The sequence below is a fragment of the Capnocytophaga sp. oral taxon 338 str. F0234 genome (genome assembly GCF_000192225.1).
Classification (GTDB): domain Bacteria; phylum Bacteroidota; class Bacteroidia; order Flavobacteriales; family Flavobacteriaceae; genus Capnocytophaga.
The window spans coordinates 817,700-830,685 of sequence record NZ_GL872413.1 but is presented as its reverse complement, the minus strand read 5'-3'; the positions used below and the strand labels follow the sequence as shown (position 1 = coordinate 830,685).

The 12,986-nt window shown below is 38.1% G+C and carries 7 protein-coding genes; 2 read left to right on the top strand and 5 right to left on the bottom strand.

Annotation, left to right across the window (positions count from 1 at the left end):
- Nucleotides 1-12 precede the first annotated feature (12 nt).
- From HMPREF9071_RS03855 to HMPREF9071_RS03845, 3 genes are all read right to left on the bottom strand, one after another.
- Entirely contained in the window at nucleotides 13-3,096 is a 3,084-nt protein-coding gene (locus tag HMPREF9071_RS03855) for a SusC/RagA family TonB-linked outer membrane protein (RefSeq protein WP_009745264.1), read from the bottom strand.
- Nucleotides 3,097-3,365: 269 nt separating this feature from the next.
- Nucleotides 3,366-5,015, bottom strand: coding sequence for a SusD/RagB family nutrient-binding outer membrane lipoprotein (locus HMPREF9071_RS03850; RefSeq protein ID WP_009745263.1), 1,650 nt, complete (start codon nucleotides 5,013-5,015; stop codon nucleotides 3,366-3,368).
- Nucleotides 5,016-5,039: 24 nt separating this feature from the next.
- Nucleotides 5,040-8,132 carry a SusC/RagA family TonB-linked outer membrane protein gene (locus tag HMPREF9071_RS03845; RefSeq protein WP_009745262.1) on the bottom strand — a complete coding sequence of 1,031 codons (3,093 nt, stop codon included), beginning with the start codon at nucleotides 8,130-8,132 and terminating at the stop codon, nucleotides 5,040-5,042.
- Between the two features lie 367 nt (nucleotides 8,133-8,499).
- Here HMPREF9071_RS03845 and nrdG point away from each other — a divergent pair, with 367 nt between their 5' ends.
- Together nrdG and nrdD are read left to right on the top strand one after the other, a co-directional pair.
- On the top strand, nucleotides 8,500-8,955 hold the full coding sequence (nrdG, locus tag HMPREF9071_RS03840; RefSeq protein WP_009745261.1) for an anaerobic ribonucleoside-triphosphate reductase activating protein: 456 nt from the start codon (nucleotides 8,500-8,502) through the stop codon (nucleotides 8,953-8,955).
- 33 nt (nucleotides 8,956-8,988) lie between these two features.
- On the top strand, nucleotides 8,989-10,794 hold the full coding sequence (nrdD, locus tag HMPREF9071_RS03835) for an anaerobic ribonucleoside-triphosphate reductase (protein WP_009745260.1): 1,806 nt from the start codon (nucleotides 8,989-8,991) through the stop codon (nucleotides 10,792-10,794).
- Nucleotides 10,795-10,855: 61 nt separating this feature from the next.
- On the opposite strand, the gene HMPREF9071_RS03830 is transcribed toward nrdD, so the two are convergent.
- Nucleotides 10,856-11,530 (bottom strand): DedA family protein, encoded by a 675-nt coding sequence (locus HMPREF9071_RS03830; RefSeq protein ID WP_009745259.1) that lies wholly within the window; start codon nucleotides 11,528-11,530, stop codon nucleotides 10,856-10,858.
- A gap of 2 nt (nucleotides 11,531-11,532) precedes the next feature.
- Nucleotides 11,533-12,924: a lipopolysaccharide assembly protein LapB gene (locus HMPREF9071_RS03825; protein WP_009745258.1), complete on the bottom strand. Its 1,392-nt coding sequence runs from the start codon at nucleotides 12,922-12,924 to the stop codon at nucleotides 11,533-11,535.
- Nucleotides 12,925-12,986: the final 62 nt, after the last annotated feature.

Sequence of the window (12,986 nt, the reverse complement as noted above, 5' to 3'; positions counted from 1 at the left end):
CTATATTATTTTTTATAATTTTAATCCCACACTCATACCGAAGGAACGTGTGGTAGGAAGAGAGATTTCTCCAATACCTTGGTTAGAAGCAGCTGTTTCAGGATCCATACCATCCCAATCCAAAGCGGTAGTCCAAAGGTTATTACCAAAGAGAGAAACATTCAACCCTTTGAGATGTTTGGTGCTTGGTAGAGGTACATCATAGGAAAGAGATACACTTCTAAGTTTTAGGTAAGTAGCATCAAAAATATTCTGCTTATCTACAGCTCCTTGGAAGAATCCTTCTCCAAAGGTTTGTGGGTCAATTATCTGATCATTAGGTGTTCCATCTCTCTTAACTCCCTTGAGGATAAGCCCTCTCGCCTCTGTTATTCCATTTCTTCTTATGAGTTCACGTATTCCGTTGGCAGCTGTTTCTCGTAACATCCCTGTACTCATCCCTGTCATGTGAGCTGCTGAGAAATAATCTCCTCCTTTTTGGAAGTCAAACACAAAGGATAAATTCAAACGACCATAAGTGAAACTATTGGAAAGTCCCATAGTATAGTCTGGAATAATATTTCCTAAAGATTTAAGTTCGGAAGTTGCATATTTCCCATTAGAACTTACAACTCTTTTACCATCTTTGTATACAAAATCTCTACCATAGAGTTCTCCGAAAGGACGACCTTCTATCGCATAGAGAGATACTTGTCCATATTTATCTGAATTTACCTTATAATTCTTAATCCCTGGAGCTAATTTTTCTAGCTTATTTTTATTTTTAGAGAAGTTCCAACTTAGGTTCCAGTTGAATTTTTCAGTTTGTATAGGGGTAACAGAAAGCGTTACTTCTACCCCTTTATTGGACATTTCACCACTATTTACATACTTCCAGTTATATCCGTTAGCTGCATCCACAGGAAGTGGTATGATAAGGTCTTTAGAAAGAATGTTATATACAGAAGCATTAACAGATACTCGGTCATTAAGGAAGCGAAGTTCCAATCCTACTTCTTTGGTTTCCTTAATTTCAGGCACCAAATCAGGATTATTAGCTGTGTTAGAACGAGTATAGTCTGGGCTACCTCTAAAAGGAGGATTTACTGCAGGATAGTTTATTAAGCGATAAGGTCCTGTATCATTTCCTGCTTGTGCCCAAGCTACCCTTACCTTACCATAAGAGAGCCAGGAAGGTTTGCTCTTTATTGCAGAAGTAAATACAAAAGAACCTGTTACAGAAGGATAGAATACAGGCTTGGAAACTGTGGAGAACCAGTCCTGACGTCCGGTAACTTCCACAAAAGCCATACTCTTAAATCCAAAAGAAGCCATTCCATAGACACTATTGGTACGTTGCCAAGAAGCATAGTCAGAGGCACGAGGAGTTTGCTTACTATTAGCCAAATTATAATAATTAGGTACTACCAAGCCTCCTACGGTTTGTCCTTTTGACCAGCCATATCTGCTTTCACGTCGGGACATTCCTATAAATCCTGTCAAGGAGAAATTATCGCCTAATTTAGGTGTATAGTGCAAGCGAGTTTCATAGTTGAAATCGGAATTAGTATATACTGTTTTTTCATAGGAAGGTGTGTCATAAGCACCAACTGCAGTTCTTTTTTCCTTAGTATAAGAATAAATATCTCCATATATTTTACCTACTAAGTACAAATTTTCTCTGAAATTATAAGTAAGTCCTATATTTCCGAAGAAACGATGTCTTTTATCATTACCATAGTTCTTATATACTTGCCAATAGGGGTTATCTGCGAACTTAGGATCTGCATTATTCCAAGCAGTTCTGTTCCAAGTACGTTGTCCACCGGCAGGATCTATATAATATTTTTCCAAATTCTTTACATCCAATTGTCGTTGGCTCCATCCATAGAACACATTCGCCAAGTCATTTTCTACGGTATTAGCAAAGTCAGGATTGGTACGTGAGGTAATCACATAGTTAAATCCTCCTTCACTCTTAAGTTTATTGGATAGTTTTGAAGTAAAGCTAAAAGAAAGGTTTGTTTTGTGAAGATCAGTATTAGGTACAATCCCTTTTACTTCATTATTTCCTAAAGAGAAACGAATGTTAGTTCCAGACAATGAACGAGAAACAGAGAAAGAATTAGAAAGCCCTATCCCTGTACGATAGAATTTTTCTATTCCGTTTTTAGGTGATTGCCAAGGCACTTCTTTAAGGTAATGTTCTGGCAAATACTTTTTATCAAAAGCATACCAAGGGAGATATGGTTGCCCTTTATATTTAGGACCCCAGCTTTGGTCAACAGCATATCTGGCAAGATTATATTGCTGTCCATTAATAGTTGCTCTTTCAAACTGTTGAGAATCCCCACCTCCATATTCATCCTGTAGTCTTGGTGCAATATAGGCAGTTTCAAAAGTAACTCCTGATTTTACTTCAATAGAAGTTTTTCCGGCCTTACCGGATTTGGTAGTGATAAGGATTACCCCATTTCCTCCTCGGCTACCATAAAGGGCTGTAGCAGCACCACCGGAGAGTACACTTTGGGATTCAATATCCTCAGGGTTGATATCACTGAGAGCATCCCCTGCATTCTTAACATTTGTACCATCTCCTACAGTTGCCATAGGTACCCCATCAATTACAATCAAAGGTTGATTACTACCGGTAACGGTACCTACCCCACGAAGAACAATATTAGTATTTCCACCCATAGAAGAGGAAGTACTGGTTTGCGCTCCTGCTACAGCACCAGAGAGGTTTTGTCCACCTTCTGTATTTTGAGTATTATACCCTACGGCGTCTTTATTTCGTTCAATCCCTAAGGCTCCTACCTGTTGCTTTTCATCTGAAGGAGGAAAAACGGCATTGATTGTGGTGGAGAGTCCCACTTTGATTTCTACATTCTTATACCCCTGAGCGGAAAAAAGCAATGTTTCCTCAACCTGTGCTTCAATAGCATACATCCCCTCGGAGTTAGTGGTTGCATTTCGGCTGGTACCTACCACTTTTACAGTAGCTCCTGCCACAGGCTTCCCTGCACTATTTTTCACGCTCCCTGAGATAGTCTGTTGCGCAAAAGCCATTGTTGTAGTGGCAAGGAAGAACAATAAAAATAATTTTTTTAGGTTCATATCTCTATATGATGTTTGATTAGCGACTCAAAGATACGTTTTTTTTCTTATAAATGAGAAACCTTTTATAAAAAAACAAAAAATATATATTATAACGCATATTTACAGATTTATATTCTCAAATATATGAATTATTCTATACTAATTATAAGATTATTTCATCTTTTATATATGTTATACTTAATCGTTCAACTCTTATAATTTTCATAAAAACAAGAAAAAGCAGCCGGTTTTGGCTGCTTTCATGAAATAAAGTTTTATTTTCTTAGTTAATTCCTTGTAGCAAAGATCAACTTATGTCCTCTTAAATCCTCTAAAATACCCATATCTTTAAGAGCTTGTTTATAATTAAGATTAAGTCCTGTATAAGTATCAGGGTAACTCAAGCGGTCAGGTATCCCTGATACATCCACCGCTGAAGGATCCTTTTGGAATACATAGAAAGGAGGGTTAGCAGCAGGGAGATTGGCTCTTACCCTTTCTCCTACCTCAATAAATGTTTTAGGATAGCCTGTACGGCGGTATTCTGCCCACGCTTCATCAGGGTTCATATAAAGAGAAATATACTTTTGCGTAAGTACATTTTCCTCTGTAGCTGCTGGAAGAGTGCTCATATAATCGGATTTTCTTGTTCCAGTTATTCCCCATTTGTCCAAAGAAGCCTCCACAGCTTTCCTATACAAAGCATTGTCCCAACCTCTGATTTCAGAAAGGATAAAGCATACTTCACTATAATCCATAATTACCTCTGCTGCGGTAGAGGCTAATACTTCTTGCGAAAAGAGAGAAACTGCTTCTCCACCTTTATATTGGTCTGCTGTAGCTCCTTCCTGCATTCCATAAGGCATTCCCACATATTTGGTGGTATCAATAGGGGTGGACTGATCCAATGTATAACCATAGTATATATCCCATTTTCCTAAGCCCACAGGAGCAAAGTATTTTTCTATACGAGGATCTATTCCAAAATTCAAACCTCTATTATTGGCTTTCTTATTGTTTCCAGCAAGAAGCTTTATAAAGTTACTGGACGGAAGGTAATCCACACGATTCCCTACATAATAATCATAATAGATAGGTGCTGGATAGGTGTAATTATCTTCAAAAGATAATTCTACACTTTTGAAAGTAGTATCCAACAATTCATCTTCATGTCCTGCCCTGTAATAATCTATAATGGTTTTCACCTTACCAGCTAATTCTGAGCCCAACACTGCCTCATTGGCTCCTTTTAAGTGGTTAGCAATACGCAAGCGTAGGGAATTGGCGAACTTTTTCAAGTTCTCAGGCTTTCCGAAGAGAAAATCTCCACTGGAAAACACGTAGGAATCAGGCTCTATCTGTACTATAGCAGCTTCCAGTTCCTTGAGAATATCCAAATAGATTTCTTTTTCAGAAGCATATACAGGAGTTACGTACTTGTCGGTTTGTAAAGCTTGGAAATGTGGATTTTCACTATCTCCATAGGAATAATAAGGGACATCTCCGAAGGATTGTACCATGATGCTAAAAATATAAGCCAGCATGATACGAGCAGCAGCTATCTGGTTATTATTCTTTCCATAATCCAGAACGATATCCTTTGTTTTAGGATCTGTATTAAGCCTTATAATTTCCTTATATCCCATAGCTCTTTTATACGCATTGAAATAAAGTGTACTAGAACCATTAGGGTCACGCAAATAGCGGCTCTCCTTTGTATAAATAGGTTGGGATGTATACTGCATCCATACACGCATTTGCTTCATATTATCATACCCTCTTGTATTATTCAAAAAAGCTTCATTATTACCATTGAATAAAGCATAGGTAAGATATTCCTCTGGTACATTTGGATTCTTATTAATGTCTTCAAAATCCTTTGTACAACTTGCCAAGAGGAAACCTACTCCTAAGGTTGTTATTAGAATTCTTTTCATCTTGATCTGATTTTAGTTTATAGTTTATAATTTTAATCCTACACTAAGTCCAAAACTTCTGATAGTAGGTAAGGAGGAATTTCCCATTCCTTGATTGTAGATAGCACTTTCAGGATCCATACCATCCCACGCCAAAGCAGTAGTCCAGAGGTTATAACCTGAAAGGGTAAAGTTCAAACCTTTGATACGTTTGTTATCAGGTAGAGGCACCTCATAAGTAAGAGATACACTTCTGAGTTTTAGGAAAGTAGCATCAAATACGGCAGGCGCATCTATCCCTTTGTAGAAGGTACTACCATACGCTTTAGGACTAATTCGTTTATCATTAGGTTTTCCTGCATTAGGAGTTCCTGGGGCGAACACTCCTGGAAGGAGCAATCCTTTTTGTCCATTAGGACCACGGGGATCTCTCTCACGTATACCACCGTCAACTGTTTCACGGATGGTACCTGCATACATACCCAAAGCATAAGGACCTGCATAATAGCTACCTCCTTTTGAGTAATCAAAAGTAAAGGATAAGGTTAGGTTCCCATAGGTAAGAGTATTGGTAAGTCCTGTAGTATAATCTGGGTTGATATTCCCTAATACTTCTTTTTTAGCTGAACGAAGATAGAAACCATTTTCATCCACCAAACGATTTCCATTGTCATCATATACATAATTACCTCCGTAGATTTCCCCAAAAGGACGACCTTCTACCGCATATAGTTCCACATTTCCATAATATTCCCAAGTAACCTTATAACGGGTTAATCCAGGGGCTAACTTCAAGAGTTTGTTTCTGTTCCTAGAAAGGTTCCAATCAATAGACCAACTAAACTTATCGGTCTGCACAGGCGTTGCAGAAAGGGTAATTTCAAATCCTTTATTGGACATTTCTCCACTATTTACCTTTTTGTAAGTATATCCGTTAGCCGCATCCACTGGCATGGAAAGGATAAGGTCTTTGGAAAGGATATCATAATAAGAGAATCCTATAGAGAGGCGACTGTTAAAGAATTGTAAATCCACTCCAGCTTCTTTGGTTTCCTTAATTTCAGGACGCAAGTCAGGATTATTTTGTTCGTTAGGCACCAAGTAACTTTGTGCTCCTTTGAATGATTGTTGAACATCTGGATAGGTCTTAAGTACATAGGCGGAAGCATCGTTTCCTACCTGTGCCCAACCTGCACGCAACTTACCATAGCTCAACCAAGAAGGCAAATTCTTAAAAGAATTGGTAAATACATAAGTGGCTGTTACAGAAGGATAGAAAATAGAAGTAGATACAGTAGAGAACCAGTCATTACGTCCGGTAACTTCCACAAAAGCAGTTCCCTTATAACCGAAAGAAGCCATTCCATAGACACTATTGGTACGTGTCCATGAGGAGTAAGTTTCTCCTTTAGGTCTTTTTTTACTATTGGCAGCCGAATAGTAGTTAGGGACAATCAACCCTCCCTGAGTAGCGGCACCTGCATAATCATATTTGTTCTGAGCACGTGCCGCTCCTATGAATCCTGTAAGGGTGAAGTTGTCACCGAGTTTAGGATTATAATGCAAACGTGTTTCATAGTTAAAGGATGAATTTTCATAGATGTACCTTTGATATTGAGAAGTATCATGAGAACCTACAGCCGTTCTTGATTCTGTAGTAAGTGCATAGATATCTCCATACATTTTACCTACCAAGAATAATTCATCTGTAAAATTATAAGTAAGACCAATATTACCAAAGAAACGGTGACGCTTATCATTCTGAGTAATCTCATTAAGCATCCAGTAAAGGTTATCGGCAAAGTTAGGGGTAGGATTTTCCCAACTAGTTCTGTTCCAAGTACGTTGTTTCCCATCAGGCGACTTGTAAAAACGTTCCAAGTTCTTCATATCCAACTGTCGGTGTGTATAACCATAAAGTACTGTAGAGAAACCACCATTATCATTGGCATCAGCATAAGTATAGTTTGGATTATCACGAACAGTAATAGCATAGTTAAGTCCTCCTTCTGCTTTCAATTTCTTAGATAAGTCAGAGGTAAAGCTAAAGGCAAGGCTAGTACGTTGTAATTTGGTAGTGGGTACGATTCCTGTAGTTTCTGTATTTCCTAAAGAGAAACGCAAGTTCGTACCTGAAATAGAACGTGTAATAGAAGCAGAGTTATTAATACTCATCCCTGTTCTGAAGAACTTATCTACATCATTCTTAGGAGCCTGCCAAGGTACTTCCTTAAGGTAATGTTCTTTAAGATATTTTTCATCAAAAGCATACCAAGGTAAATAAGGGGTGCCATCGTACTTAGGCCCCCAACTTTCATCTACCTCATACTGAGGAAGGTTATAAGTTTTTCCATTAATAAGTTGTCTTGTAAAATCCAAGCTAGAACCTCCTCCATATTCATTTTGCAATTTAGGAGAAATATAAGCATTGTCAAAAGTTATGGAAGAGTTGATATCAATATTGGTTTTTCCTCCTTTACCAGATTTGGTAGTATAGAGGATGACTCCATTTCCTCCACGACTTCCATAAAGGGCTGTCGCAGCACCTCCGGTAAGTACAGTTACAGATTCTATGTCATCTTTGTTAATTTCACTGGCAGAATCCCCATACTTAGTTCCCATATCCACCATAGGGACTCCATCAATGACAATCAAAGGTTGGTTACTCCCGGTAACACTTCCTTTACCGCGAAGTTCCATTTTTGATCCTTGCATTCCTCCAGTGGATGCAGCGGTAAGTCCTGCTGTTTTTCCTTTAAGGTCTTCTCCACCTTCCAAGGTAGTATCAGTATACCCTGTAGCATTGGCATCACGTTCTACTCCAAGCGCCCCTACTTTTTTAGCATCTTCAGTGTTTAGTGCAAGGGTTACATTAATGGTTGTTTCAAGTCCTACTTTCTTTTGTACATTTTGATACCCCTGAGCGGCAAATTGCAATGTTTCCTCAGCCTGTGCTTCAATGGAATATACCCCGTCGGAGTTAGTGGTTGCATTTCGGCTAGTTCCTACCACAATTATGGTAGCACCTGCCACAGGCTTCCCTGTACTGTCTTTTACGCTCCCAGAGACGGTCTGTTGCGCAAAAGCCATTGTTGTAGTAGCAAGGAATAGCCACAAGAATAATTTTTTAAAGTTCATATCCCTTATGATATTTTGATTAGCGAGCCCAAAATTACGATTTTTTTCTTATATAAGTAACATAAAATACTATTTTTTTCTGTTCTATATGTTAAAAAGTCAAATTTTTTCATAACTCATTCAAAATTAAAGAATAACGATTAATTCTAAATAATCATTAAAACTAAATATAAAATACTATTATAATATCTTTTCAAATAATATCTATTTACTTGCTTTTTGCTCTACTTAAAAGTAGAGAAATCGCTTTTCCTTTTGTTATCAACAAGTTCACTTGTTGATAACTGAGTTAATAACTTATCCTTTTTTGTGGAAAACTCACCTCATTTCTCCTTAACTTTGCTAAACCACAAAAGAAAAAATAGAGATGATACACTATTCTGACCTACAAATAGTTCTACAAGAAGTCCCCGGACAAATCAGTTTATGCTTTAGCATTACAGGTTGTCCCCTACGCTGCAAGGGCTGTCATTCCCCCTTTTTATGGAAAAAGGGAATGGGAACTCCTCTTACAGATGAGACATTTGTCCATCATATTGAGCGTTATAAAAGTATGATTTCTTGTGTCCTTTTCATGGGGGGAGAATGGGAAGAGGAGGATCTTATCCACAAATTACAAATCGCTCATACCTATGGGCTCTATACCTGCTTATATACAGGATTGAATGATGAGGAAGTTTCTCCATTCATCAGAGAAGAACTGACTTGGATTAAAACAGGAAGATGGAGGGAAGAACTCGGGGGACTTAAGGAAAAAACTACGAACCAGCGTTTTGTAGAGGTACAGACCGGGGAACTCCTAAATCATCTTTTTCAAAAATAAATAATTATACCATAATATATAAATAGAACTCTTATGATTAGACTTACACAAAATCAAATCCAGCAGAAGATTGACTTCATCGCACAGTATCTGCAAGCAAGTAATGCGGCTTCCGCTTCACAGGTAGATGCCAATGCCAATGTAACGAGCAAGAATATCGCTACTATGGAGGCTGAAATAAACAAGGATATCAATATCCAAATCAATCGTGAGTTAGTACGCCGTAAAATTGAAACACTCTTTGGAGAAGAACTTGCCAAGGAATACATCCGACAGATAGAATCCCATGAGATTTATGTACATGATGAGACTTCCCTTAAGCCTTACTGTGTCTCTATCAGCATGTATCCCTTCCTATTAGATGGACTTCTAAAACTTGGAGGAGAAAGTCGTGCTCCCAAACACTTAGAGAGTTTCTGTGGAGAGTTTGTCAATTTGGTTTTTGCCATTAGCTCACAGTTTGCAGGAGCCTTGGCTACGGTGGAGTTTCTGCTATATTTTGATTACTTTGCTGCTCAGGACTATGGAGATGACTACCTTGAAACTCACTCTAAGATTATTGAGAATCACCTCCAACATGTAATATATGCTATTAACCAACCTGCAGCCGCTAGGGGGTACCAATCTGTATTCTGGAATATCTCTCTTTATGATGAGCCCTATTTCAACAGCATGTTTGGAGATTTCGTATTTCCAGATATGACCCGCCCATCCTTTGACCGCCTTTTCAAGCTCCAGTATTTCTTCCTTAAATGGTTCAATGCAGAGCGTCTCAAAGCGATCCTTACTTTCCCTGTGGTAACAGCAGCGATGCTCACCGCTAAAGGTAAGCCTGTGGATAGTGATTTTGCCAACATGTGTGCAGAAGAACTTAGTGAAGGGAACTCCTTCTTCATCTACCAATCCGAGAGTGCTGATAGTCTTGCCTCTTGTTGTCGCTTGCGTAATGAAATTAGTGATCATACTTTCAGTTATTCCTTAGGAGCTGGAGGGGTAGCTACAGGTTCTATCAATGTGATTACCCTAAATATGAATCGCTTGGTGCAACAAAAACGCAATCTTGCGGAAGAAGTACGCAAGATACACAAATATCAAGTAGCCTTCCGTAAACTTATAGAAGAATACAAAGATGGAGGTTTGCTTCCTGTATATGATGCAGGCTTTATTTCCCTAGATAAACAGTTCCTTACCATTGGTATTAACGGTATGGTGGAAGCTGCTGAGTATTTGGATATTTCCCCAAGTAATAACCCACAATATAAGGATTTTGTAAGCCACTATCTTAAAATCATCTATGATGAAAATAGAAAAGCACGCAAAGAGTATGGCTATATGTTCAATACGGAATTCGTTCCTGCAGAGAACTTAGGGGTAAAAAATGCTTTGTGGGACAAGAAAGATGGCTTATTTTCTCCTCGTGAATGTTATAACTCATACTTCTATGCCGTAGAAGATGAACAGGTAAATGTATTAGATAAAATCATACTCCACGGAAAAGAAATCATCCAATACTTGGACGGGGGCTCTGCCCTACACTTGAATTTGGAAGAAACTCCTAACAAAGAAGGTTTCTTAAGATTACTCAATGCTACTGCGCTAGCAGGTTGTAACTATTTCTGTTTTAATATTCGTATTACTATCTGTAATGAATGTAACCATATAGATAAGCGTACACTCTTTGAATGTCCTGAGTGCCATAGCAAAAATGTAGACCACGCCACACGGGTTATTGGTTACCTCAAGCGAGTATCCTGCTTTAGTAGTGCAAGGCAGAAAGAACACAAGTTACGACATTACCATTTATCTCCTAAGCGAGTCAAAGAAACTGTTGAACAATAAGTCTAAAAAGAGGCTGTCCGAAAAGGGATAGCCTCTTTATTTTATATCTTTTTTCTTCTCTCTATTCACCTTTTCCCTCTTTTGAAGGCATAAAAAGCTTAATAAGGATGGGTGCTGTGGTAATCAATACAATAAAAAGTACAATAAGTTCCAAATGTTTTTTGAGGTCTATTCCAAACTGATCAATGAAAAGTTTATCCAAATAATGCCCTATAAAGACAAGGGAAAAAGACCATCCTACGGCACCTATAATATTATAAATCATGAACTTTCCTCGTCTCATCCCTACAATACCTGCTACAATAGGGGCGAAAGTACGTACAATAGGCAAGAAACGCGCAGCAATTACAGCCACCGCTCCATGTTTTTCATAGAAAACATGTGCCCTTAAGAGATATTCTCTCTTAAAGAAGAATGAATCCTTACGTTCATACAATCCGTGACCACTCCGCCTACCAAACCAGTAACTGACCATGTTTCCTGTAATTGCCGCTAAGGATATAGAAGAGGCTATAATAGTAGTGTCCAAAAGGTCGCTTCCTGTAATTCCAAAAGTATCCTTCACCATAGGTACAGCATAAATTCCTGAAATAAAGAGCAGGCTATCCCCTGGCAGGAAAAAACCTACAAACAAACCTGTCTCTGCAAAAATAATAAATAACACCAACCAATATCCTCCTAACTTAATATAGAATTCAGGATTGACAAGGTCACTCCAACTTTGAAAATGTTCCATCTCTAACTATTTATCGTCTTTTTTACTATATTTTGTACACGTTTGTCTAAGAAAATTTTCGGATATTTTTTATCAAAATAAGGCAACCATTCCTTTGCTTTCTCAATAGCAGTCGTTAAATAAAAAAGCATTTCCTTTTCCTCTGATAAGAAAAAATAGGCAATCCCTGCACGGTAATAAGCACTTAACTCCTTAGGATATAGCTGCAGAGTGCTAAGGGACAACATAATAGCTTGCTGATAATGTCCCTCTTGTAGCAGTAAGTCCGCTAAATCATTCCGTATTTCTGGCGAATAGTCCCCTAAATCCATAGCTTGAGTATAGATTTGTATTGCCTCCTCTCCACGCCCCACATAAGCATATATTTCAGCACAACGACGCAAGAAAGAAGGGTTATCTCCTTCATTGAGTAGTACTTTAGAGACATATTTTTCAGCCTTCTGATAATCATTCTCACGTGCATAATAGTCCACTAGGGCAAGCCATGCCTTGCTGGATTGAGGGTCTTCATGTACTGCCTTAAAATAATACTGTTCCGCCATAAGACTATCCCCTAACTTCTCATAACATATAGCAATACGCAAGTAAGCAAAGGAAGAAGGATCATCCAAGGAAAGAGTTATTTTGTAATTCTCAATTGCTTTCCTATAATCCTTAAGGCGCTCCAATACTTTCCCTTTCTCAAAATAAGCTCCTGTAAAAGTATCATCACTAATAATGGCATAATCAAAAGCTTTCAGTGCTTCTTGCAGATTATTTTGCATTACATACTGTCGCCCCAAGTTATGCCAAGCTACCTCACAATAAGGATTCCTATCTAAATAGGCAGTAAGAAATTGTATTGCTTGTTGATTTTCATTTAGAAAATCAAAACAGTGTAAGAGTTGTTGCAAGGAGAAGTAATCCTCAGGGTCTTGATCTAAGCATTTTTTAAAGTACTTTTTAGCTAAGGTATACTCCTCCATATACACATACTCCATAGCAATAAGTGAGTAGATATCAGCCACTTCCTCTGTAAGAGAAGTAGCATACTTAAGGAGTTCTATCGCTTTTGAATGATTATTTTTCTTAGAATAAAGATTGGCTCTCTGTACATGTACCTCTGCATTATAGGGTTCCTGGTGAATAATTTCATCCAGGATATCCCCTGCTTGCTGCAAGTTATCCTCATAGATAAGCATCTCCACCTGTAATAAGCGCAAGGCAGAAACAGAAGGATGTTGTTCTAAAGCGAGTTCTATAGCTTGCTTAGCTTTGGCAAATTTGCAGTTTTCTAAATAATAGAGGATGATGTCCTCATATTGATAGCTATCAAAAAAAATAGGACTATGTTCGTTCAGGATAGTCTCATAACGGGAGACCGCTTCCCATCGTTCGTCATTTCTTGAAAACATTTTTATAAGTAATTATACTTAAACATCTATCTATCAATAAAATATACTATTAATAGCTCATA